The organism is Paenibacillus sp. V4I7 (assembly GCF_030817275.1).
In the GTDB taxonomy this organism is placed as follows: domain Bacteria; phylum Bacillota; class Bacilli; order Paenibacillales; family NBRC-103111; genus Paenibacillus_E.
On sequence record NZ_JAUSZD010000002.1, the window covers coordinates 6,542,231 to 6,568,073 of the forward strand.

Below are 25,843 nucleotides of genomic sequence, written 5' to 3' on the forward strand. Positions count from 1 at the left end.
TAGATTGATAATAATTATTTACCTAATTTATCTTTTGTGTAATAACCGCTGGTTACCAAGATGGATTCATAGTTGGATGCATCTACAGACACAGGCTCAAGCAGGTAAGCAGGAACAACTTTAACGCCATTATTATATGTTTTCGTATCGTTCACTTCGGCTTTGTTTCCTTTTAGAACACTGTCTGCGATCGCAACCGCTTTTTTAGCCAACTCACGAGTATCTTTAAATACCGTTTGTGTTTGTTCCCCGGAAATAATCGATTTGACGGACGCCAACTCTGCATCTTGACCCGTAATAACCGGAAGTGGCTTGCTTGCTGTCCCATAGCCAACACCTTTTAAGGAAGATAGTATCCCGATACTGATACCATCATAAGGTGACAACACAGCATCAACTTTCTCAGAAGCATAGTTTTTGCTTAGCAGATTATCCATTCTGGATTGGGCAACTGAACCATCCCATCTTAATGTAGCTACTTGCTCGAACCCTGTTTGCTTGCTCTTCACTACTAATTTACCGGAATCCAGGTAAGGCTTCAGTACGGAAATGGCTCCATCAAAGAAGAAATGTGCATTGTTATCATCAGGTGATCCAGCGAAAAGCTCAATATTGAATGGGCCTTTGCCATCTTTCAAACCAAGCTTTTTCTCGATATAGGAGGCTTGCAGTACGCCTACCTTGAAATTATCGAAAGTAGCATAGTAGCTGACAAACTCACTCTTTTTGATTAGACGATCGTACGCGATAACCTCAACTTTGGCATCATGCGCTTTCTTCAGAACATCTGTCAAAGATTCTCCGTCAATCGGTGCGATTACGAGGAGATTAACACCTTTGGTAATCATATTTTCAATTTGAGCTACTTGGTTCTCAATCACGTCTTCCGCATATTGCAGGTCAGTTTTATAACCTAATTTTTCGAATTCCTTTACCATGTTAGCTCCGTCGCTCACCCATCTTTCCGATGATTTCGTCGGCATCGAGATTCCTACTTTACCTCCGGCTTTCGCATCCGTTTTGGCTGCTGTTGTAGGCGCCGCTGTGCTTGCCGCATCTTTTTGTTCCGTTGTAGCGGTTTTAGCACCGCAAGCGGAAATCACTAATATCAAAGACAATAAAATAAATACAGATAACCTTCTTTTCATCTGAATTACCCCTCTCGTTTATCTCAGGTTCGTGTTTCATAGACCTAAGTATAGGGCTGAAGGCATTCAGCGTCTTTTCAAAAAAACAACTCGTTTTTATAAATATTAAACTTATTTAAACGCTTTCATATGTGCACAATACAAAGAAAAGCCACCAGTTTATCATCCTGACGGCTTTCTTTTACACGTTTAAGACCAATATCCAGCATGCGCTGCTACAGCTTCCTCTTCTACCTCAAGAATAGGGCCGATGACTTCTATCGGCTTATTTCCTCTGGCAAATACCTCACGACACGGTAGATCGAGTGTAGGATTCTGCTCATCATCACCTGTCAGTGAGGCTAGACATTTTTCCGATATTCCGTAGACTACACGCCCAACGTTCCCCCAATAAATGGATCCAGCACACATCGCGCATGGCTCTGCGGACGTATACAAGGTGTACTCCCACAATTCTTTCTTGCTATACCGCTTAGAGGCCGCCTCCATCAATGTTGTCTCCGCATGACCGGTGCAGTTCGACTCCGTTATCTCGATATTCCCCTGCTCCAGCAATATTTCTCCATTCGATCCAACCAGTAGCGCACCAAACGGGGTATTCCCCGATTCTCTGGCAAGCACAGATAGCTCTATACATCTTTTCAAAAATGGAATATGCCCATTACGATCAGTTACCACGTACCTCCACCCCTTGTGCTCAACTTTGAAATCTTTGCTCCCTGATGTAGGGAACGCCTAGCGCTTCCGGTGCACCCGAAGGCTTATTGCGATTACGCCAACCTAGGAACATCAGAACCAGAATGGTCACGATGTACGGAATCATTTTAAGAAAATAAGAAGGGATATGACTGCCAATAAGCTGAACGCGGAACCCCAAGGTATCCAATACACCGAAGAAATAAGCGCACACCAAAGCACGAACCGGATTCCATCTCGCGAAAATAATGAGCGCCACCGCAATCCAACCGCGTCCAGAGGTCATGCCTTCGTTCCAAGTTGGCGTGTACACGAGCAGCAAATCAGCCCCCCCAATGCCGATCAATATGGAGCCAATAATGATACAAAAGTAACGAATCGCGATAACAGGAATGCCCATAACGTCAGCTGTTGCCGGGTTATCCCCTACCGCTCTGAGATGAAGCCCCCACGATGTACGATGGATGAACAGATGCATGACAATAACCAGCACAAAACTAAACCAAGTGAAAAGATCTAAGTGCGCAAAAATCTTCCCAATAAACGGCACATTCTCAAGCCATGGCAAATCTAACTTTGGTACCGCTCCGGGTAATGGGATGCCGCTAACGCGCTTTCCAAGATAAGCGCTAAGACCTGCGCCGAATATCGTCATGGCCAGACCACTTACGACCTGATTGGCGTGCAGGGTTATACAAAGAAATCCATGAAGCAAACCCAGAATACCGCCCACTGCCAGTACACAGAGAAGGGTCAGCGCCAAACTCCCGGTTTGAATAAAAACGAGACAAGAAGTCACTGCCCCCATCAACATCAGTCCTTCTGCGCCCAGTTGCGTGATGCCTGATCTTTCGATAAGAATTCCACCCAATACAGCTAACAGCAGCGGCGTACCGGAAGAGATAGCGGAAACAATTAATTGTGTGACAATATCCATGACATTCCCTCCCCTTTCAGCATGATTTCAATCCAAGCTCACCCATTAGCTCACCTCTCACCGATTACGGCGAATGCGAATTTTCCCAGCCATACCACCCGCAATGAGGAAAAATAGGATAGCCCCTTGAATCATAGAAGAGGTGGATGAAGGAAGACCGATCGTCTGCACACTGTATCCTCCCACAATGAGCCCTCCGAACAGCACCGATGATATCACAAGCCCTACCGGATTCAGCTTCGCAAGCCAAGCTACAATAATGGCTGTATACCCATACCCCGGCGAAATACCATACATAAGTCGGTGCGCCACACCGGAAACTTCACTCATCCCCGCTAATCCAGCCACCCCGCCGCTAATGATCATAACAACGAGAACATGTCTGGAAATTCGAATTCCTGCATTCCGCGCAGCTTCCGCATTCGCACCAATGAGGCGCAGCTCATAACCCCAACGTGTATATCGGATCACAAAGGCGTAGAACAGCACGGCAACTATAGCAAAAACGATCCCGAAATGAAGTCGGGTAGCTCCAAAAGTAGGTAATGACTGCGCCGCGGTGAACATCGGGGATCCTGGGAAGTTAAAGCCCTTCGGATCTTTCCATGGACCGAATACCGCATAATTCAAGGCAAGAAGAGCCACATAATTCAACATTAAGGATGTAATTAGTTCATTTACTTGAAAATAGGTCCTAGGGATCGCCGTCAGCAATCCCCAGACCCCACCGGCTACGATGCTCGCTACCACCATAGATGGAATCGAAATGTACATTGGCAGCTGTGGAAAATAAACCGTAATTGCGGTAGCCGCCATCGCTCCAGCCAAAAACTGCCCCTCGGCACCGATGTTCCATACCGAAATCCGGTACGCGATCGATACGCCAAGACCGCAAAGCAGCAGAGGAATCGCCTTCACGAGGGTCTCCGTAATGCCAAAGGAAGAACCAAAGGCACCTTTGAGCATTTTGGCATAGACCATAATCGGATTCATGCCATTTAAAGCTATAAAAATACCGCAGGCCAACAGCGCCAAGACGATAGATACGATCGTCACCCACCACGGACTGGCTGGCCCTGCAGGATCAATCTCAAAACGGTAAGGCATACGAAAACTAGCTTCTCGCTTAGGCACCTTTTTTTCTATCGGAATGGTTCCCGCCGTTTGTTGTTCACTCACCCTGCATCCTCCTCAGACCCCGCCATCAACATACCCATATATTCACGGCTCGCTTCCTCTCGGGGAATATTGCCCACGATGCGTCCGTCGTACATGACCAGTATACGGTCGGCTAGCTGCAGCACCTCATCCAAATCTTCAGATATTAAGAGAACAGAACTCCCCTTGCTGCGCAATTCCTCTAGCAATTGGTGCACACCCTCAGTTGCGCCTACATCTAGCCCCTGCGTTGGATGCACGGCAACCATCAGCTTCGGATCTTGATCAATTTCCCGGGCAAAAAGCAGCTTCTGCTGATTGCCCCCTGACATGTACTGAACGGGGGCATCAATCCCCGATGTCCTCACATCGAACAGCTCAACAAGCTTCTGCGCCCAGCTTCGATTGCTTCCTGTGCGCAGTAAACCGAATCGAGATCGTTCCGGAGAACGATATGTCTTGAAGAGCAAGTTATCTACGGAGCCCAAACTGCCCGCTAGACCGCTCTTCATGCTGTTTTCCGGCACATGGGCAATCCCCAGCTCTATGGCCGCGCGCACTGAACCGTTACGCAATGCCTTGCCGTCAAATTGGACATCGCCTTGTTTCCATACGCGAAGTCCTGTTAACACCTCCGCAAGCTCCTTCTGCCCGTTTCCAGACACCCCGGCAACTCCAACAATCTCGCCTTCATACACTTGAAACTGAAGCCCATCCAGCACCTTGCGTCCATGATCCGCATACACATCCAAACCACCCACCACAAGCATCGGCTTACCTTGCGGTTTATCTCTAACAACCGTGCGGCTTTCTAGGCTCTCCGTGCCGACCATGAGCTGCGCCAGATCCCTCTCGTTCGTTTCCGACTTCGCCATCGTTGCGATCATCTTGCCTTTACGCATGACGGATATGCGATCCGAAGCAAACATAACCTCCTTGAGTTTATGCGTCGTCATAATCACGGTCTTACCTTCTTTTTTCATGCGATTCAGTGTCTCAAACAACTGATCCACCTCGCCTGGTGTCAACACCGAGGTAGGTTCATCCAAAATAATTAAATCCGCTCCCCGATAGAGTGTCTTCACGATTTCAACACGCTGCTGTTCCCCAACCGACAGCTGCCAAATGGGCCGGTCCACCGGAAACGGTAGACCAAAATGTTTCGAAATCGCCTCGATCTCTTCGGACTTTCTAGCGAGCCATCGCGGTCCGCGCCAGAACGAAGACGACTCCCCAAGAACAATATTCTCCGCGGCTGTTAACGTTTGAACTAGTCGAAAATTTTGAAAGACCATCCCAACCCCTAGATTCATCGCATCCTTCGGCGAACGAATTCGCACCTTTTCACCGTGGATAAGAATCTCTCCGCTTGTTGGGCGATATACACCTGAGAGCATACACATCATTGTACTTTTGCCGGCGCCGTTCTCACCTAACAGTGCATGAATCTCTCCAGCTTTTGCCCGGAAATCAACATGATCATTAGCTACAACAGAACCAAACTGCTTGACGATCTGGTTCATCTCAACTGAATAACCCTCCGTTTTATGCAATAAGCCCCCTCCTTCTCGTCCTTTAAGCCCCCTATATATTCAAAACAGCATCTCCCATTTTGGGATCTGCTGTTACTGGAAACTATATGTTGGATATCTCATAAGTCCATATTTATAGGAAATCAGTTTATATGTATCTTTCCTCACTATACTGTTGAGCAAACTTGTACGTCAATTAACATGACATTAACTTTGGGTGTCTAACGAAAAATAAGCATTCATTTGTGCTTATTGCCAAAGATAACGTTAAATTAACTTACACAACAATTAAAAAGGAGCACTTCTTTTACGAAAAGTGCCCCTTTAACTATGCTATTCTTTAAATTAAGAAAGAAATATACCACCATAAACGAAACCAGCCACAATCACAAATGCAGGGTGAATCTTCCTCTTTTGAATGAGATAGAAAGCAACTGCGGCAATACCAATAAACTGCAAGTATCCTATCGTTTTCGTTGATTCCACCATACTGCTCCACGTGACCAACACCATCAAGATCGCGATAACAGGCTGGACAAGCAGCGTCATTCCTTTAATTACAGGAGATTGTTTATATTTCTGCAGGATATTCAGCAAAATGATGAGTGCAATAATGGAAGGAACAACCGTTGCAGCCACTGCAATTAGAACACCGACCCAACCACTGATTTGAAAGCCAACATATGCGGCAATTTTCGTAGCAATCGGTCCAGGCAGCGCATTCCCTAACGCTAACATGTTCGAGAATCCACTGCTGGTCATCCAAGCATGATTAGGAACAATCTCTTGATACATGAGCGGGATCGACGAGGGCCCTCCTCCGTATCCGAACACATTAGCTAGAAAGAAGCTAACAAGTAAATGCCACCACTCACTCATACGCCATCACCTTTGCCAAGCTGCTTCTTGTTCTTGCTCCACTTGTCCTTTAGCTTATGATGGAAAGCGCCATATAGTAAAAAAATAAAAATAACAATAGCCGGATGCACAGAGAAAGTCTGCAGCAGCAAGAATGAAATTACAAAAAATGTGAGGCCTGCCGTCCAACCCAAGCCTTTAACCGCTTTCTCCCCGAACTCATACGCCATTACGCCTAACATCACCGCTACAATAGGCACTACCGCCGCTATCATGCCTTTAATCACTTGAGAAGTACTAAAGAAATTAATAAACGAATACAACCCCACCATTGCTGCGCAGGTAGGAACAATGTGAGCTAAAACACCAATCGCTGCTCCCCATCCCCCTTTGAGCCGATATCCAAGATACCCTGCTAGTTTCGTTGCTATCGGTCCGGGAAGTGTATTAGCTATCGCCAGCACTTCCATGAATTCCTCATCCTTCATCCATTGAAACCGCGTAACCGCCTCGTACCTTATCAACGGCACAATCGACGGCCCGCCGCCATATCCCAATATCCCCGTCCGGAACATCGCCATACCTATCTGAACATAGGCATTTCCCACTATGTATCACTCCTATCTCTGTAACACCATTAACAATAAAGTAAACTAAGCTTTATTGTAATATAAGTTGAAAGGATTCATTCGATTCTTTTCTCATCTTTGTAAAAATGACAAAGATTCTTCAAATTCTTGGGACTTGGCTTGAAATTGTGTAAAAGCTGTAAATGGGGGGGAATGTGCTTAGTGTGGGTAGACGTTGAACAAGATTAGAGTCTCTAGAAGCTGCTATTTTTGAATTTATGGTACTGTCTGTGGAAATAGGAGTCTTTGAAGACTCTTATTTGTAGGATGGGGCTTGATTTGCGCTACTTTGCGTAGAATAAGAGCTTTTAGAGACTGTTATTTATGAATTTTTGGTGATTTCTGCGGGAATAAGAGTCATTAGAGATTCTTATTCTCATGATGTGGCTTGGTTTGGGTAGATCTTGAGCAAAATAGGAGCTTCTAGGGTTTTAAATATATAAAAAGAAACCTTACGAGGATTTCTCCTTGTAAGGTTTCTTTTGTGCTTGGCAACGTTCTACTCTCCCAGAACCCTGCGGTTCAAGTACCATCGACGCTGGAGGGCTTAACGGTCGTGTTCGAGATGGGAACGCGTGGGTCCCCTCCGCCATCATCACCAAACAGTCAAAGCGTGTTTGCGCCTTGAAAACTAGATACGAAACTTGCGTAAAGTTAGAATTTTAGGTTTATTGGTTAAGCCCTCGACCGATTAGTATTCGTCAGCTGCATGCATTGCTGCACTTCCACCTCGAACCTATCAACCTCGTCGTCTACAAGGGGTCTTACATACTGGGAAATCTCATCTTGAGGGGGGCTTCGCGCTTAGATGCTTTCAGCGCTTATCCCCTCCGTACATAGCTACCCAGCGATGCCTCTGGCGAGACAACTGGTACACCAGCGGTACGTCCATCCCGGTCCTCTCGTACTAAGGACAGCTCCTCTCAAATTTCCTACGCCCGCGACAGATAGGGACCGAACTGTCTCACGACGTTCTGAACCCAGCTCGCGTACCGCTTTAATGGGCGAACAGCCCAACCCTTGGGACCTACTTCAGCCCCAGGATGCGATGAGCCGACATCGAGGTGCCAAACCTCCCCGTCGATGTGGACTCTTGGGGGAGATAAGCCTGTTATCCCCAGGGTAGCTTTTATCCGTTGAGCGATGGCCCTTCCATTCGGTACCACCGGATCACTAAGTCCGACTTTCGTCCCTGCTCGACTTGTAGGTCTCGCAGTCAAGCTCCCTTATGCCTTTGCACTCTGCGAATGATTTCCAACCATTCTGAGGGAACCTTTAAACGCCTCCGTTACATTTTAGGAGGCGACCGCCCCAGTCAAACTGCCCACCTGACACTGTCCCCATACCGGATCACGGTACCAGGTTAGAACTCCGATACGATCAGGGTGGTATCCCAACGATGCCTCCACCCAAGCTGGCGCTCAGGCTTCAAAGGCTCCCACCTATCCTGTACAGATCGTACCAAAGTCCAATATCAAGCTGCAGTAAAGCTCCATGGGGTCTTTCCGTCTTGTCGCGGGTAACCTGCATCTTCACAGGTATTAAAATTTCACCGGATCTCTCGTTGAGACAGCGCCCAAGTCGTTACGCCATTCGTGCGGGTCAGAATTTACCTGACAAGGAATTTCGCTACCTTAGGACCGTTATAGTTACGGCCGCCGTTTACTGGGGCTTCAATTCATAGCTTCGGGCTTGCACCCTAACCACTCCTCTTAACCTTCCAGCACCGGGCAGGCGTCAGCCCGTATACTTCGCCTTGCGGCTTCGCACAGACCTGTGTTTTTGCTAAACAGTCGCTTGGGCCTTTTCACTGCGGCCCCCTCGGGCTATTCACCCTACCGAGGCACCCCTTCTCCCGAAGTTACGGGGTCATTTTGCCGAGTTCCTTAACGAGAGTTCTTCCGCGCGCCTTAGAATTCTCTTCTCACCCACCTGTGTCGGTTTGCGGTACGGGCACCTTCGCCTGGCTAGAAGCTTTTCTTGGCAGTGTGAACTCATGACCTTCGGTACTTAAATTTCCCTCCCCATCACAGCCCAGCCTTAACGATGTGCGGATTTGCCTACACATCAGCCTCACTGCTTGGACGAGCATCCATCAGCTCGCGTCACTATCCTTCTGCGTCACTCCATCGCTCATAACGGCTACGGTGGTACAGGAATTTCCACCTGTTGTCCATCGACTACGCCTTTCGGCCTCGCCTTAGGTCCCGACTTACCCTGAGCGGACGAGCCTTCCTCAGGAACCCTTAGGTTTTCGGCGGATCAGATTCTCACTGATCTTTTCGTTACTTATACCGGCATTCTCACTTGTATGCGCTCCACCTGTCCTTACGGTCAGAATTCAACGTACATACAACGCTCCCCTACCCATGCACTAAAGTGCAAGCCATAGCTTCGGTGGCGTGTTTAGCCCCGTTACATTTTCGGCGCAGAGTCACTCGACCAGTGAGCTATTACGCACTCTTTCAATGGTGGCTGCTTCTAAGCCAACATCCTGGTTGTCTGTGCAACTCCACATCCTTTCCCACTTAACACACACTTGGGGACCTTAGCTGATGGTCTGGGCTGTTTCCCTTTTGACAATGGATCTTAGCACTCACTGTCTGACTCCCGGATTTAAGTTTGTGGCATTCAGAGTTTGACTGGACTTGGTAACCCTTGGCGGGCCCCGCACCCAATCAGTGCTTTACCTCCACAACTCAACATCCGAGGCTAGCCCTAAAGCTATTTCGGGGAGAACCAGCTATCTCCGAGTTCGATTGGAATTTCTCCGCTACCCCCACCTCATCCCCGCATTTTTCAACATGCGTGGGTTCGGGCCTCCAGTGAGTGTTACCTCACCTTCACCCTGGACAGGGGTAGATCACACGGTTTCGGGTCTACGTCCACGTACTAAAGCGCCCTATTCAGACTCGCTTTCGCTGCGGCTCCGTCTTTTCAACTTAACCTCGCACGGGAACGTAACTCGCCGGTTCATTCTACAAAAGGCACGCCATCACCCATATAGAGGGCTCTGACTTCTTGTAAGCACACGGTTTCAGGTTCTTTTTCACTCCGCTTCCGCGGTGCTTTTCACCTTTCCCTCACGGTACTGCTTCACTATCGGTCACTAGGGAGTATTTAGCCTTGGCAGATGGTCCTGCCGGATTCCGACGGGGTTTCACGTGACCCGCCGTACTCAGGATACCTCTAGGGGTTTCGTTCGATTTTGGCTACAGGGCTTTTACCTTCTATGCCGGACCTTTCCAGATCACTTCGCCTACCGAACTAACCCCACAACGAGGTCCTACAACCCCAAGGAGCAAGCTCCTTGGTTTGGGCTATTCCGCTTTCGCTCGCCGCTACTGACGGAATCACTTTTGTTTTCTTTTCCTCCAGGTACTTAGATGTTTCAGTTCCCTGGGTATGCCTCCAATGCAGCTATGTATTCACTGCATGGTAACTGCGCATTACCACAGCTGGGTTCCCCCATTCGGACATCCCCGGATCAAAGCCTGCTTACGGCTCCCCGAGGCATTTCGTCGTTCGCCACGTCCTTCTTCGGCTCCTAGTGCCTAGGCATCCTCCGTGTGCTCTTTCTAGCTTAACCATTTATAGGGATCTTTAGCGTTAGCTAAAGTCTCTCCTAAGCTGAAAAAACTTTAAAGATTTTTGCAAGATTCGTTAGAATCAAGCAACCTAAGTTCTTACTTTACGTTTTGTTTCGTTATCTAGTTTTCAAGGAACAACTGTAATGCTTTTGAAAGATTGCTCTTTCAAAACTGAACACGAGTGAGTAAGCGATTTGTGCTTTCGCACTTGACTGGATCTTTCAGATCCGAGTCTCCATAGAAAGGAGGTGATCCAGCCGCACCTTCCGATACGGCTACCTTGTTACGACTTCACCCCAATCATCTACCCCACCTTCGGCGGCTGGCTCCCTTGCGGGTTACCCCACCGACTTCGGGTGTTGTAAACTCTCGTGGTGTGACGGGCGGTGTGTACAAGACCCGGGAACGTATTCACCGCGGCATGCTGATCCGCGATTACTAGCAATTCCGACTTCATGCAGGCGAGTTGCAGCCTGCAATCCGAACTGAGATCGGCTTATAAGGATTGGCTCCACCTCGCGGCTTCGCTTCCCGTTGTACCGACCATTGTAGTACGTGTGTAGCCCAGGTCATAAGGGGCATGATGATTTGACGTCATCCCCACCTTCCTCCGGTTTGTCACCGGCAGTCATCTTAGAGTGCCCACCCAAAGTGCTGGCAACTAAGATCAAGGGTTGCGCTCGTTGCGGGACTTAACCCAACATCTCACGACACGAGCTGACGACAACCATGCACCACCTGTCTCCAATGCTCCGAAGAGGGCACCTATCTCTAGGTGTTACATCGGGATGTCAAGACCTGGTAAGGTTCTTCGCGTTGCTTCGAATTAAACCACATACTCCACTGCTTGTGCGGGTCCCCGTCAATTCCTTTGAGTTTCACTCTTGCGAGCGTACTCCCCAGGCGGCATACTTACTGTGTTAACTTCGGCACCGAGGAATCGAATCCCCAACACCTAGTATGCATCGTTTACGGCGTGGACTACCAGGGTATCTAATCCTGTTTGCTCCCCACGCTTTCGCGCCTCAGCGTCAGTTATAGGCCAGAAAGTCGCCTTCGCCACTGGTGTTCCTCCACATCTCTACGCATTTCACCGCTACACGTGGAATTCCACTTTCCTCTCCTACACTCAAGTCAACCAGTTTTGGATGCGAACCGGGGTTGAGCCCCGGGCTTAAACACCCAACTTAATTGACCGCCTGCGCGCGCTTTACGCCCAATAATTCCGGACAACGCTTGCCCCCTACGTATTACCGCGGCTGCTGGCACGTAGTTAGCCGGGGCTTTCTTCTCCTATACCGTCACACAAAAGGCAGTTACTCCTCTTGCTGTTCGTCTAGGGCAACAGAGCTTTACGATCCGAAAACCTTCATCACTCACGCGGCGTTGCTCCGTCAGACTTGCGTCCATTGCGGAAGATTCCCTACTGCTGCCTCCCGTAGGAGTCTGGGCCGTGTCTCAGTCCCAGTGTGGCCGTTCACCCTCTCAGGTCGGCTACGCATCGTCGCCTTGGTAGGCCGTTACCCTACCAACTAGCTAATGCGCCGCAGGCCCATCTATAAGCCACAGATTGCTCCGTGTTTCATGATTCTCTCATGCGAGAAAACCAGTTATCCGGTCTTAGCTATCGTTTCCGATAGTTATCCCGATCTTATAGGCAGGTTACCTACGTGTTACTCACCCGTCCGCCGCTAACTTATCCCGAAGGATAAATCCGCTCGACTTGCATGTATTAGGCACGCCGCCAGCGTTCGTCCTGAGCCAGGATCAAACTCTCCATAATAGTAAAACTATTTGAAAGCTTAATTGCTCATTGACTTGCTAGCGAGATTTTGCAATCTCTTTTTTGAACGATTTCTCGTTCGTGCTTACTCACTCGTTGTTCAGTTTTCAAAGATCAATTTCTTTCGTTTTAATCCTTCGCCCCTCAAAGGCGACTTGATTAATATACCACATCAGCCTACTCGATTGCAAGAACTTTTTTTGATTTCTTTCGTTCTTTCGTTCGACCGCCGAAGCGACAAGGAGTAATATAACAAATCCACAAACTGATTGCAAGCTTTTTATACCTTGATAAATATGGAAATGCATTAGTTGGACGACGTCCCCCCCTATTCCGAAATAAAGAATCTCTTCGTTTCATTAATAATAAAAAAGCTCCAGTGCGTAATGCACCAGAGCTTGAGCCTTTTTAACCTTGGCTTCCTATAAAGATGTAACGAGCTAGGATTAGAATCGCCAGTACCCACATTAACCAGTGAATCGGATAACGCGTCTGACTTTTGCCACCTAAGTTAGAAGCCGCCGCCAGAACAACATACGTAACGATACCGAAGGAGATACCATTCGCAATATTGTAAGTGAAAGGCATCAATACGATTGTAAGGAACGCTGGGATCGCCAGAACAAAGTCTTGAAAGTCGATCTCACGAATGGATTGAACCATAAGAACACCAACCACGATCAACGCTGCCGCTGTCGCAGAACCAGGAACCAACATGGCAATCGGAGCTAAGAACAGGGCAAGCAAGAAACATACGCCTGTAGTTACCGCCGTTAAACCTGTACGTCCACCTTCCGCTACACCCGCTGCGCTTTCTACGAAAGCAGTAACGGTACTTGTCCCAACCAACGCACCGCCACTAACACCAATGGCATCCACGAACATGGCTTTACCTACGCGCTTGTTGCCTTCTTCTTTATTCTTCATAATACCAGCGCGATTTGCTGTTCCAACCATCGTACCGAATGTGTCAAAGAGCTCAACAAACGTAAATGTAGCGATAACGGAAATAATCCCAGTTGTCATAATGCCTGCAAAATCAAAATCAGCGAAACGAAGCTTGGACAAATCAGGAATCCATGTTGTCTCTGCACTAGTCAAAGTACCGAGATTAACCATACCCATGAAATATCCAATGATTGTTGTAGCCAAAATACCAAACAAGATAGCGCCGCGCAGTCTAAGCACCATAAAGATAGAAATCAACAAAATCCCGATGATCGTCAAAATTACGCTTTTATCTTCTAATGAACCCATGTGGAACACAGTTTCAAATGAAAGTACATCTGTAAATTGATGTGCCTTAATATCTTTGCCACTTTCAACAGCAACGGTTAGGATGCCGCTGTTCTTGAAACCGATCATTGCGATAAACAAACCAATACCCACGGTAATCGCATGCTTCAAGCTGTCTGGAACAGCCACTAGGAGTGTTTGGCGGACTCTGGTGACAGTAAGAATGATGAAAATAATCCCCGAAATGAATACGGCTGCTAAAGCCATTGAAAACGTGAATTTACCTTGCGAAGTTAAAATGATGGTCGCGAAGTAAGCATTCAAGCCCATCCCAGGAGCTAGTGCAACTGGAAAGTTAACGAATAACCCCATTGCAATCGTCATTACACCCGCAGCAATCGCTGTAGCCAAGAAAATCGAAGTCCAGTCACCGCCGGTAGCCCCCGATTTAAAAGCACTCAGAATGTCCGGATTTACTGCAAGGATGTAAGCCATCGTCATGAAGGTTGTTATCCCCGCCATGATTTCAGTTCTTACTGTCGTGCCGTTTTGTTTCAATTTAAAAAAGCGATCCATTTTCCTACTCCTCCTAAAACGAATGTGGGGAACAGCAAAAAACCCGGAATCATAATGCCTGATTCCGGGTACGAAAAAGGAGCTATCCATATGAGAGCTACCTTCCATGTGTAAAGGTGCACGTGGAAACTCATACGGATTCCGTTCCTTTTTTTCGTAGCCAGATCATTTGCGGTGATCTCGTAGAAACTCTCAGGCCAATTCCCGAGATTATACGAAAAACTGTTATCCATAACACATTTTAGTTGGGAAATAACCAGATGTCAATAAAAAAAGACGAACGATACTAGGGTATTTTCTCCCATAACGTTCGTCTTTTACTAGTGATTTATATTATTCCCACTCAATAGTAGCAGGCGGTTTAGACGTGATGTCATAAACGATACGATTCACGTTCTCAACCTCGTTAACGATACGAACCGAAATCTTCTCTAGCACGTCCCAAGGGATACGCGCCCAGTCAGCTGTCATTCCATCAATAGATGTAACAGCACGAATACCTACGGTATAAGAGTAAGTTCTTGCGTCACCCATAACCCCCACGCTTTTCATGCCCGGAAGTGCTGTGAAGTACTGCCAGATCTCACGATCTAAGCCTGCTTTGGCAATTTCGTCGCGCAGAATGGCGTCGGATTCACGAACTATTTTCAGCTTATCCTCCGTTACTTCACCTAGAACTCGAATGGCTAGACCAGGACCTGGGAAAGGCTGTCTCCATACGATTGCAGCTGGAAGGCCACATTCCTCGCCTACTTTACGCACTTCGTCTTTGAACAGTGTTTTGAGCGGCTCGATAAGCTTGAACTTCATATCTTTCGGCAGTCCGCCTACGTTATGATGTGATTTAATTGTTTGAGCAGTAGCTGTACCGCTTTCCACGATATCTGTGTATAAAGTACCTTGGGCTAGGAAAGTAAAGTCATCGAACTGACTGGATTCCTCTTCGAATACACGAATAAATTCTGTTCCGATAATTTTACGTTTTTGCTCGGGATCGTCTACGCCAGCAAGTTTGCCGAGGAAACGGTCACGTGCATCAATTTTGACCACTTTCATATCGAATTTGCCAACAAAGGTGTCCATAACGCTCTCCGCTTCACCTTGACGCAGCAAACCATGATCAATAAACATACACGTCAGCTGAGCGCCGATCGCTTTATGCAGCAGAATAGCAACAACGGATGAATCAACGCCACCGCTAAGTGCACATAGCACTTTCTTGTCGCCAACTTCTTGACGAAGCTCTTTGATCATGTCTTCCACAAAGGAGGACATCGTCCAGTCGCCTTCGCAACCGCATACGCCATAAATAAAGTTATGGATCATTTCATTCCCTTGAAGGGAGTGACGAACTTCTGGGTGGAACTGTACGGCATGAATGTTGCGCTCACGGTTACTCATTGCAGCAATCGGAAGAGAATCCGTGCTTGCTTCTATGACGAAGCCTTCAGGCAGAACGGAAACGTGATCGCCGTGACTCATCCACACGGTTTGTTTGGATTCTAACCCTTTCACTAGCGGGCTTTCATTCGTAAATGAAAGATCAGCCTTACCGTATTCACGCGTATGAGCGCGTTCAACTTTACCGTTCAGTTGGTGAGCAATTAACTGCATGCCATAGCAAATACCCAAGATTGGAATACCCAGATCAAAGATTCCTGCGTCAACAGCGGGAGCTCCTTCACCGTATACGCTCGACGGACCGCCCGAGAACACAATCCCCTTAGGGTTAAGCTCACGAATTTTATCAACAGTTGTATTGAACGGCAGCAGCTCGCTGTAAACGCCCAAATCACGAATTCGTCTAGCAATCAGTTGATTGTACTGGCCTCCAAAATCTAATACGACAATCATTTCACTCGGTTTACTCATTATCCGACCTCCTAGATTCATAGCAATTGAGGTTTAAGGGGCTCCCCTTAAAGCAATGGGATAAACTACAAAGCCTATCTCCGCTCTTTGGGGCCCCCTTGTCCGCTTATCACTATTTATAGGTACTAATTTTAAACATTAGGTACCTAGGATGTAAAGGGGTTTAATGTGTCTTTTGAATGGCTTTCCAAATCGTGGTGATTTCCCGCTTCGTGCAGGTCAGTGAATTGGCCGTATCATAGCGTACACTTTCGTAAATCAAGGCAAATTCGAGCAGTGCTTGTTTCTGCCGTTGATCATTGAAATTTAGAGTTGTCACGTACTCTCGCACCGTCAGGTTCGCGGGTTTTGCGCCGTATTTTCGAAAAAGCTGCATCCATAAACGATCCATATAAGGTGTCATGGGGTGTGAGTTGCCCTGCTGGCTTTTGTAATTTGGAAAATACAGCCGCGTATTGACTAGGAAACCTTTTCGCCTAAGCAAAACGAAAATACCCACAAGAAGGAGACAACATCCGATTAGAACAATGAAAGCTTCCCTATAAGGCTTTGCAAAATTGACGATTCTATCCTTCGTTGCATGGAGCCACTCACTTGGATTGGTTGCAAACTTAGTTGTTGCGGGAATGTTCATGAGTGAAGCTGTCATCGCCGCTTGCTCCATGGCAGCTGTCGTCAAGGTTTCTCTCGGATGGTCGGACGAAATACCAGAGAAGCCCGGCGTAGGCTCAAACGGCACCCAGCCCATAGAAGGAAAATAAACCTCCACCCATGAATGCGCATCTTGATTGCGAACCATAACTTCCTTGAGCCCATCACCGTCGCTAGATGCTTGCAGTGTCCCTGGAGCGAAACCTTTTACCCAGCGGGCAGGCACCCCGACAGAACGAAGCATGACAACCATCGAAGTTGAAAAATGATCACAATACCCTGTTCGATCTACGAACAGAAAATGACTAACAAAATCCTCATTACGGCTTGGATGCGTTGGCTTTTCGAGACTATAGGTATAGGTATTGCTTAAATACTGCTCAATCGCAACCGCTTTGGCATATGGCGTCAAACGATTCGCTGTCACTTGCTCGGCAATGCTGCGAACAGACCGCGGCAAAGCAGCTGGAAGTTGGAGATATTCCCCTGTAATGTCAGAGGGATAACTGCCCATATCTGTATTAAGTACCGAGGGATCTTCCTGCACAGGTTGGACCGTTATTTTGTAATAAGACAAAGGATCCATAATCTCGGGCAGAGTTACTTTACCATTAGATTTAGAGGTAAGGAGGCTGCTCGGTGTTTGCGGTTTCCCCTTCTCGCTCAAAAGCATATCAACGCTCAGTAACTTCCCACCCACAAACAATTGATTATTTGGTGACTTGGTGTTCCACAAAATTTCCTGCATCACTGACCGGTCTGTTACAGGCTGATTACTAGAAACGTAAGGCTCTAGTGTTTGGTTGGGCTCAGTCCAGCCTTTGCCGTCGTAGAAGCTTTTGGATTCTCCGCGCCAGTAGGTTAATTCGGATGTTCTGGCTGTGAATACTGGGGTCGTGTCCAACTGTAGTGGACCTCCTAAAGAGGAGTCGTCTTGACCGTATCCAGATCTAGCAAAAGCACCGCTCGCCCCCGTATCTTCCTTGTAGAGTTCAAATATGCGATCGTATACATACGCCCAGCTCACAGGTTTCATGAGAGGAGTAGGTTCCGCCTGCCTAGCTGAGTACCATCCTACACTAGCCAGCGCACTTACAACGACCAAGCTGACTACAATCCATTGAAAAACACCGCCCGAACGCTCCGAAGTGATCCCATAGGTTTGTTCAATTCTTGAAAGATTAAGCAGCGATAACAGAAGTAGTCCATATCCTATTGTGCGCATAATCCCCTGAACCGTATCCGCGCCAAGCACCAACTGTAAGAAGACAAGATAGATGAGCGTGGCCGCAACAAACCAGAGACTGTGCTGCCTCTGAAGCATTAGGGCCTGCACCACGGAGATCAGGAGCGACCAACCTAATAGAAAGAGCAGCGTTCGCATTTGACCACTGATAAGGTCGAAATGAGCTTGAACGATGTGAACCAAATCCTGAGAAATAGTCCTCACCAAATCGATGAGCCATGCTCCGGTTAGAAAGCCTTCACGGTCAAACATAAAGCCGATGAAGAGCAGGATAATGACACTTTTGGCTGTCCATCCCCAAACATAAGGGACCTTGAAGCAGTCTATAGCGATGCAGATCGCAAATACGACCAGTATAGGACCGATTTGAATGGAGGCATCGGCCATCCAGGCTAGAGGACGGAGCCACTCTGAAAGCAGCAGGAAGAGCAGCAGCGAGATTAGACTGTCTCGGAAAAAGGTGTTGGTGATTGGCGATGATGACTGTGCGTTAGAGATGGCGCTTGAATGGAAGATTGGACTTGATGGGATAGCGGCTGCGGGCTCGGCGCTTGCGTGTATAGAGCTAGTGCTTAAAGAGTCAGTGCTTAAAGAGTTAGTACTTAAAGAGCGAGACTTCAAGCGTGACGAGTCAGCGCTAGTGCGTAAAGGGCGTGAAAGAGCGCGCGGCGCGCGGTTAGGTTCAAGCGGTTGCATCCGCGACACCTCCTTGCTTTGGCCACTGGCTCCGCGGGTGCGGCACTTCCGTGAAGCTGCAGCCTACGGCCTGCAGCTGAGAAGCCCCCTCTCGCTCTGCGACCGAGAGGGAGGGCCGCGCGTGCACGTAGATCACGTGCACGGACCGGCGCTTGGTGCGCGCATCCGCGATAGCGCGCACCAGCGCAAGGTCCAGCGTCGATGTGATGCACAGCATCGACGCATCCAGCGGCAAGTCCGCCGCCTCTTTCCTGACGAGGTCAGGAAAGCTAAGGGAGGGCTTGCCGCCTACGCTCGCGAGTACTTCGTACGCGAGCGTTAGATCAGGGCGAATCGTCGGCGCGATTCGCCTGCTGCCCGAGCTGCTGGCGAAGCCGCAGCTCTCGCGCCCGCCAGCGGCGGCTTCGAAGAAGCCAGCCGCGAGGGCGACGCCCTTCTCCAGCAGCGGCTGCGCCGCCTCAGCTGGACCCGCCGCAGGCGCCGCGTCGAGCAGCAGCATCTGCTTCGCGGAGGATGCTTGCTCGGGGTCTTTGGTCATCAGCCGGCTCAGCCTGGCTGTGGATTTCCAATGGATGCGGTGGTAGGGATCACCGCTGACATAGTCACGAACACCGCTAATCAGCGGAGTATCGACTTTAGGGCCACGAATAGTAGGCACATCACCATCCTCCGATTGAAACCTCATGCCGGTTCCGGTCAAAGAATCTGGTCTTGGATAAACAACACACCGGTGAAGATCATCACGATATGCTTTTCGAACAGCAAAACCAAATAAATCACCGGTCACTGCTTCAAAGCCTGCAAAACGATAAACGCCTCGCATAAGACTCGTCATTTTATAATGGAGGATTAAGGCTGATCGAAACCCCGGGAAAAGCAGCTTGCTATAGCTCAGCTTCCCCCCGCTTCCTTCATGTACCCATGTTTCCTTAACGATCATCCAAGGCAGCGGCAATAATGTACGATGCCCAACTTGCAAAGTGATGGTAACATCTTCACCCGACACGAAAACTTCGCCTGACAACTGCCGGTTAACGGTTAGTCCTTTTATTGCGAATACATAAAATAGTCCAGCCTGGACCCATATTAATGTTAAACAAATTCCTAAATACCAAGCGGCAAATCCACCTTGCCAATACGCCAAAATGATAGACAGCACACTTCCCACAGCCAACAGTGTCGTTTTACCCCAGCTTTTCATATGTTGGCCCCTACTTCGCCGAAACGTAACGGAGAACTGGAGTTTGCATGGAAGCAAGTAAACCTGTCAAAATCGTATCCGCCGACTTGCCGGTCATTCGTGCTTCAGAAGTCAGAATGAGCCGATGCATCCAGATCGGCAGCACCAAATCCTTGATATCATCCGGTACCACGAAGCTTCTGCCCTTCATATAAGCAGACGTTTGCGCAGCACGCATTAAGGCGTAGGATGCCCTTGGACTTGCACCCAAGTACAAATCAGCATGGTCCCTAGTTGCCAAGGCCAGACGAACAATGAAATCTTTTAACGTATTATCGACATGAATCATGGTTGCTTCTCTTTGCAATTGCACAAACTCATCCTGTACAATAACAGGCTTCAAGTGATCCAGCGGCTGGCGATCCTGTAGGCGATCCAGCATCAGAATTTCTTGTTCCGGCGTCGGATAACCAAGTGACAATTTCATCATAAAACGATCCATTTGAGCTTCCGGCAGCGCATAAGTACCTTCATAGTCCACTGGGTTTTGCGTAGCTAATAAGACGAAAGGTTTCGGCAATTCATAGCTGACCCCGTCAATGGTAACCCGCTTCTCTTCCATCGCCTCTAAGAAAGCAGATTGTGTCTTCGGTGAGGTACGGTTACATTCGTCTGCCAATACGATTGGCGTCATTAGAGGTCCAGGGCGAAACTCAAAATCATTCGTCTTCACGTTAAATACAGACACACCAGTTACATCAGACGGCAATAAATCAGGCGTGCACTGAATTCTCTTAAACTCACAACCAATCGTCCTAGCCAAGGCACGTACAAGCATCGTTTTCCCAACACCGGGTACGTCTTCTAGCAAAAGATGGCCGCCGCTCAGCATAGCAACGAACGCTTTCTCTATCGTCTCTCTCTTTCCAACAATTACTTTCTCTACGTTCATGATCATCCGTTCCACGAGAGGCTGCGGCTGATCGAATATTCGGGTTTTCGACTGCATAGACAAGAAGCCTCCTTTATAAGGGTATGCTTCTAGTTTTTCCAGCCCTCTACTATTTTAGACATTACCCTCCCATGGCAAATAGAGAGTTTTTCAGAAGACTATTGTTCTCTTTAAATATATAAAACGGACGCAATGCCACAGACACCTCTCGCTTATCTGATTCTATGACCGTATTCGTAATTCGCCCGCCTAGTAAATCTATGGTTTTTCGTAAAGGAACGATAATCTTACCGTCTTGCAAATCCATATCTGCTAATGAATAGGTAGCTACGCTATTACCTAGGGTATACATTCTAATGCTTCTAGTGGATAAATCATATTCCAAATCATAAACACCAAAATGTGCATTCGCTGTCTTCTTCTCAGCCTGCCATTCTACTTGCCCGCCTATTTTCTCTATGAGAAAGCGCAGCGGCATTTCAATCCGGTTAGCACGCAGCTGATACTCTGTAGGTTCAATTGTAAAGCTGCTGCCTCCAGCCACATGAACTTGCAGCGGTAACGCCGCCTGCGCGGAGAGAATTTGTGCCGTTTCTTCTCTAGCTACTGCGGTTTGTTGGGCAAGATGCCGTTCAGCATCCTTCTGATCTTTATCCGCCTGAATCGGATGCGCTAAGGCATATTGCTGTGTTTCTTTCAGTAGCTCTTGGAAATGAGCCAAGCTCATGTTTCTTGACCATTTCGCCTTACCCACTGGGAATTGCTTAGGCTTAACCTTTGTAGTAAGGGGAGCGAAAGCGTAGCCTAATTTTTTGTAATAGCTGATGACTTGGGGCAGTACCTCTACCGTCGACTCATGGCCGCTGCCATCATGAAACAGGATGTTGATCTCGTGTTCGAGCGGTGATCCCTTAATCGTTTGCCAAATTTCATTCGCGGGTACACGCAATCTTTTGGAATCACCACTGTCTACATTCCAGTCCATAACCGAATAACCCGCTTGATCCAGCAAATAGTAGTAATACGCATCGAAATTCGTATATGTACCCCCCGGAGCTCGTACTAATTGCGGTCTGGTATCAGCCAAACTAGCAAATAAGTCCTCACTACGTTGGATTTGGTCCCAAAAGGTTTGGAAATCGCTATACAGCTCTTTATATACATGATTATAGGAATGATTGCCTAAGGTATGTCCGTCTTGCACAATTCTTTTGACCAATGCAGGGTGAGCCTGAGCTTGTTCGCCAAGTGCGAAAAACGTAGCTTTCACATTCTCTTTATCTAAAATATCCAGCACCTGACTCGTGAGCTTGCTAGGACCGTCATCAAAGGTCAAGTAAACGGTAGGCTGTTCCGGTGTTTCATACGTCTTCTCGCTCTGCGGGCGCTTACCTGTTTTGAGCTTTTGATAAAGGTCTTGTCCTTCCTGTACTTGTGCGGAGTACCCATCGTTCTCTGTTGCCTTTACCGAAATTGTTGAGAAAAATAGAGAAACTAGTAAAAGGATTACCATTGAAAGTTGAACTCGTTTCTGACTGATGGTTGCACGTTGTACCTGAAAACGCATCCGATGATCCCTCCGCTTGTTCTATCATTTTGCTAGCTGATAGATTATATGGGAGAAACATCAAGAGTATGTCTCTAAAACAAAAACTACCCCTCTCGGAGTGAGAAGGATAGTTTTCTAGTGAAATGACCTGATCTGTTATTGTTCAAATTATTGCTAAATTTCTTGCGGTACAACCTCATTTTTCGTTTGCGCTGCCACGTTAAACAAGGGTTTGCTGCCAATAAGACCTATTAAACTAACGACTAATAAGACTCCGAGTAAAAGAATAGCCGTCCTAGCGCCTTGAAAAGAAACAATTTGTGTACAGACGCCAATGAGTAGAACTCGCATGCCCATCCCTACAGTGTTGAAAAAGCTATTCACACGACCGATCAAATGATTTGGCACCATTTCCATCAAAATCGTATTACGCGCTACGCGACTCCCCGCATTTCCCCATCCGTTCAACGTTTTAAATAAGAGAAAAATAGAGACTAGAGGAAACACGTAAAAGAAAACAATCGACAGACTAAAAATGACAAACGAAAGAATCGTTGTATAATAGGAACCCAAACGCTGCATGAGCAGTGGGACTGTTAAGCCTGCCACAACAGCTCCGATGGCGAAAATCATATCTGCTGCCCCGAGAACATTGGCCCCTCCATGGAGGACACTTGTGATATACACAGGGTAAAGATAATTACCGACCATAACACAAAGAAACGGCATCAGCGCGCAAAGGAAAAACATAACTAATAGCGGTCTCGTTTTCAAATAAGCGAAGCCTTCTCTGATATTCGACAACATGGAAACAGCGCCGTTTGCAGTGACAGACCTGTTTTTGATATAGGGAATAAGCAAAAATAGGCCAAAACCTAAAAAGTAAGTCATCGCGTCCGCTAATAGAATCCACGCAAAATCGATATGGTCAATCAGTAGACTAGCCAAGCCGCCCGCGATCATCGATGTGGATTGATTTTGGACCTCGAGGATGGAATTTAACGTTTTGTACTGTTCCTTCGAGAAGATCTCCTGCGTAAATGCGAACTGGGTTGGAAAGTGAACGTTGTAATACAGAGAACCGCTAAAGTAAATAACGATCAACTGCCAAGTTTCAAAATGCCCCGCACTTAATCCCCATAGCGCAAATAGCAGCGTCACAGATCCGCCGACAACTTCACTTCCCAGCAGCATTTTCTTTCGGGAAATGCGGTCAATATATACGCCGATATGCGGCGATAGGAAGAAAAGTATGATTGTCGATGCTAGCGTCGCATATCCAAAGATTTCACTTCCCCCGGATCGATTCACTAACAGCCACGGTACGCCGATCATGGTTATTCCTGAGCCGATCGAGGATAAGATGTTGGCTATCATGAGAAACATCATTCTTCGGTCTTTGAGCATCATCCACATGTGAGATAAATCCTTTCAAGGTAGGTGGTTTTGTTTTCGGTGCAGCTAGTATAGCAAGCTTTGCCCTTATACGTATCCTCACTAATAAATCAATCGCTGTCAATCATAAAAAAAAGAAAGCCACCCTACGATGTTCGTCGTAAGATGGCAGTTCGTCTGTCAGCTTGACTCCTCTGTTTCCCCTATAGGAGCTTCATTCTCCCCAAGGACCATGATTTTACCCGTTCTGGCATCAATATACACAACCATTTTGTTTCCTGCTGGATAGACCGCTTCTACGACCCATCCGTCATAGATTAACCTGTTTGTGTTGTAATGGAGCACCAGCCCCTTCTTGAAGGTTACTGTCCATTCGGCTTCAGAATCGGGGTCCGTTTCTTTGGCTATTTGCAATGCGGTCTTCTCATCAATTAGCAAAGGGGTACCGTTCAAAGCCTCCCTTAAGCTTGCACGGATAGCAAGGGCAGCCGCCTCAGCATAGGTTAGGTAACCATGGACGCCGAAGCTTTGACCGTTCCGTCCCTCCAAAAGGCCATCTCCGTAGGCAACAGCGATTTTATCGGAGTCAAAAGCAGCGCCATAATCTGCAAACGCTTGTTCAGCTTTCATTTTTTCCTCCGCAGTTGCGCTTCTTGGATTTTTTCCAAGCTTAGTTACTCCGACTACCGCTCTGTCCCGTAGTATTCCTCCATCCTTATCATAGGCAAGCGTATACATAAACGCTTTCTCCTTTATATTGGCAGGTATCGGCAGCCCTGAACCGAGCATTTCGTGCCACAAAGCAACAGGAATATTGCGTTCGACGTTCATCGGATCTTGAAAAGCACGGCGCAGCACCTTAAGCATCGGCTTTGGAAGCTTGCTGCTTTGGTAGGCAGACTCTAGCTCTTCACTGAGCCAATGATCTGCCGGCAGATCCGGCTTGTCATACGCCAATTCCCCCATTACCCGAAACATCATAGAAATGGCTTCGGCATTCGTCAGCTTATCGTTCGGCCTAAACTTTTCTTTCACCGAATCATCCAAAATTCCAAGGATATACGCACTCTCAACCAGACCTCGCTGCTTATCGCTGATATCCTGGTGATCCAGCAGCGCTTTTGCCGGCTTTACTTCTTCCGCAGACCAGCTCCCCTTGATGTAAGAACCGCTTAATAGCTTTACCATCCCTCCGACAGCATTTTCACGGGTAATCTCCGTCCCTTGCCCCAGGCCGTGAACATACATACTGATCCAGGCATCACGATTTTTTTCCGCCAAATCCACCGCCATTTTAAGAGCCGTCGCCCAATCATCGAGCAGTATGGGTTTATCCAGCCTGCCCGAGTCCAGCACATTTCGCTGGAATGAATCCCACTCTTTCTGCGTGATCGTACCTTGTGTCGAAGCGTTGTCCCTATAAGGCACGATGTACTGTTTGTAATCCTTGAGCTCCTTCATCACCCAATGGGTTTCCTCCACAGCCCCGTAAGCTGTACTTCCGTAAGCCATGAAAATAGACAATATCGAAACAATCAGCTTCTTTTTCATCGCTTTCCCCTCTTCACAAATTTTCTTCCTCGCAATTGATTAGACGAATGATTTGTAAAAAAGTTCCAACTTTCTTTGTCGCGTATTAACGACTGGCATTCAATGCCATTACAGCGTCCAAAACCGACTGCACATGGTTCTTCACTCTCACTTTACTCCATTCCTTGACGATATATCCCTTTTCATCAATCAGGAAAGTAGAACGGATAATCCCCATATACTCACGGCCATACAGTTTCTTTAGTGCCCAAACACCGAACTTCTCAGCCACCTGATGGTCAGGGTCAGAAAGCAGTAGGAACGGCAGCTCATACTTCGTAATGAATTTATCGTGGGCTTTCAGCTCATCAGGGCTAATTCCGACCACTTCTACGCCGAGTTGTGCAAACTTTCCATTATAGTCGCGAAAATCACATGATTGTTGGGTACAGGTTGGCGTGTTGTCTTGTGGGTAAAAGTAAATGACCAGCTTCTTCCCTTTAAAATCCTTTAAGGATACTTTTTTCCCGTTTGATGCAGGAAGTGTAAAAGTAGGTGCCAGTCGCTTGGCAGTATCTGTCTCCATCTGTATCTTTTTGCTCATCTATGTTCTCTCCTCTATGTAACCA

16 protein-coding genes, 3 rRNA genes and 1 riboswitch are annotated in these 25,843 nt (G+C 47.5%); all 19 genes read right to left on the reverse strand.

Going from position 1 to position 25,843, the window contains the following annotated elements:
- Positions 1–14: 14 nt before the first annotated feature.
- Positions 15–1,148, reverse strand: a complete 1,134-nt coding sequence (gene chvE / locus QFZ80_RS30650; protein ID WP_307551892.1) for a multiple monosaccharide ABC transporter substrate-binding protein — start codon at positions 1,146–1,148, stop codon at positions 15–17.
- A 189-nt stretch (positions 1,149–1,337) separates the two neighbouring features.
- Positions 1,338–1,826, reverse strand: coding sequence for a nucleoside deaminase (locus tag QFZ80_RS30655; protein WP_307562485.1), 489 nt, complete (start codon positions 1,824–1,826; stop codon positions 1,338–1,340).
- Positions 1,827–1,845: 19 nt separating this feature from the next.
- Positions 1,846–2,781 (reverse strand): ABC transporter permease, encoded by a 936-nt coding sequence (locus QFZ80_RS30660; protein ID WP_307551890.1) that lies wholly within the window; start codon positions 2,779–2,781, stop codon positions 1,846–1,848.
- A 57-nt stretch (positions 2,782–2,838) separates the two neighbouring features.
- On the reverse strand, positions 2,839–3,888 hold the full coding sequence (locus QFZ80_RS30665; protein WP_373460445.1) for an ABC transporter permease: 1,050 nt from the start codon (positions 3,886–3,888) through the stop codon (positions 2,839–2,841).
- 68 nt (positions 3,889–3,956) lie between these two features.
- Entirely contained in the window at positions 3,957–5,462 is a 1,506-nt protein-coding gene (locus QFZ80_RS30670) for an ABC transporter ATP-binding protein (protein ID WP_307564278.1), read from the reverse strand.
- A 354-nt stretch (positions 5,463–5,816) separates the two neighbouring features.
- Entirely contained in the window at positions 5,817–6,350 is a 534-nt protein-coding gene (gene chrA, locus QFZ80_RS30675; protein ID WP_307562489.1) for a chromate efflux transporter ChrA, read from the reverse strand.
- Positions 6,347–6,937: a chromate efflux transporter ChrB gene (chrB, locus tag QFZ80_RS30680; protein WP_373460209.1), complete on the reverse strand. Its 591-nt coding sequence runs from the start codon at positions 6,935–6,937 to the stop codon at positions 6,347–6,349. Before chrB ends, chrA begins: the two co-directional genes overlap by 4 nt.
- Positions 6,938–7,444: 507 nt before the next feature.
- Positions 7,445–7,561: ribosomal RNA gene (gene rrf / locus QFZ80_RS30685) — 5S ribosomal RNA — on the reverse strand.
- 68 nt (positions 7,562–7,629) lie between these two features.
- Positions 7,630–10,547, reverse strand: a 23S ribosomal RNA gene (locus QFZ80_RS30690).
- A 242-nt stretch (positions 10,548–10,789) separates the two neighbouring features.
- Positions 10,790–12,331 (reverse strand): 16S ribosomal RNA (locus tag QFZ80_RS30695).
- The 16S, 23S and 5S rRNA genes sit together here, the layout of an rRNA operon.
- A gap of 408 nt (positions 12,332–12,739) precedes the next feature.
- On the reverse strand, positions 12,740–14,143 hold the full coding sequence (locus QFZ80_RS30700; protein WP_307551884.1) for an NCS2 family permease: 1,404 nt from the start codon (positions 14,141–14,143) through the stop codon (positions 12,740–12,742).
- 137 nt (positions 14,144–14,280) lie between these two features.
- Positions 14,281–14,381: riboswitch (purine riboswitch) on the reverse strand.
- Positions 14,382–14,476: 95 nt separating this feature from the next.
- A complete protein-coding gene (guaA, locus tag QFZ80_RS30705; RefSeq protein ID WP_307562491.1) occupies positions 14,477–16,015 on the reverse strand; it encodes a glutamine-hydrolyzing GMP synthase in 1,539 nt (512 codons plus the stop codon).
- 163 nt (positions 16,016–16,178) lie between these two features.
- Entirely contained in the window at positions 16,179–18,608 is a 2,430-nt protein-coding gene (locus tag QFZ80_RS30710) for a transglutaminase-like domain-containing protein (protein WP_307562493.1), read from the reverse strand.
- The gene (locus tag QFZ80_RS30715; protein WP_307562495.1) at positions 18,595–19,809 is read right to left on the reverse strand and encodes a DUF58 domain-containing protein; all 1,215 of its coding nucleotides are present in this window, start codon (positions 19,807–19,809) and stop codon (positions 18,595–18,597) included. The genes QFZ80_RS30710 and QFZ80_RS30715 overlap by 14 nt, the downstream gene beginning before the upstream one ends.
- 10 nt (positions 19,810–19,819) lie before the next feature.
- Entirely contained in the window at positions 19,820–20,797 is a 978-nt protein-coding gene (locus QFZ80_RS30720) for an AAA family ATPase (protein ID WP_307551874.1), read from the reverse strand.
- 64 nt (positions 20,798–20,861) lie between these two features.
- The gene (locus QFZ80_RS30725; protein WP_307562497.1) at positions 20,862–22,307 is read right to left on the reverse strand and encodes a polysaccharide deacetylase family protein; all 1,446 of its coding nucleotides are present in this window, start codon (positions 22,305–22,307) and stop codon (positions 20,862–20,864) included.
- 156 nt (positions 22,308–22,463) lie between these two features.
- Positions 22,464–23,705, reverse strand: coding sequence for an MFS transporter (locus QFZ80_RS30730; RefSeq protein ID WP_307562500.1), 1,242 nt, complete (start codon positions 23,703–23,705; stop codon positions 22,464–22,466).
- Positions 23,706–23,864: 159 nt separating this feature from the next.
- Positions 23,865–25,235, reverse strand: a complete 1,371-nt coding sequence (locus QFZ80_RS30735) for a PepSY domain-containing protein (RefSeq protein WP_307562502.1) — start codon at positions 25,233–25,235, stop codon at positions 23,865–23,867.
- Positions 25,236–25,320: 85 nt separating this feature from the next.
- On the reverse strand, positions 25,321–25,818 hold the full coding sequence (gene bcp / locus QFZ80_RS30740) for a thioredoxin-dependent thiol peroxidase (protein ID WP_307562504.1): 498 nt from the start codon (positions 25,816–25,818) through the stop codon (positions 25,321–25,323).
- Positions 25,819–25,843: the final 25 nt, after the last annotated feature.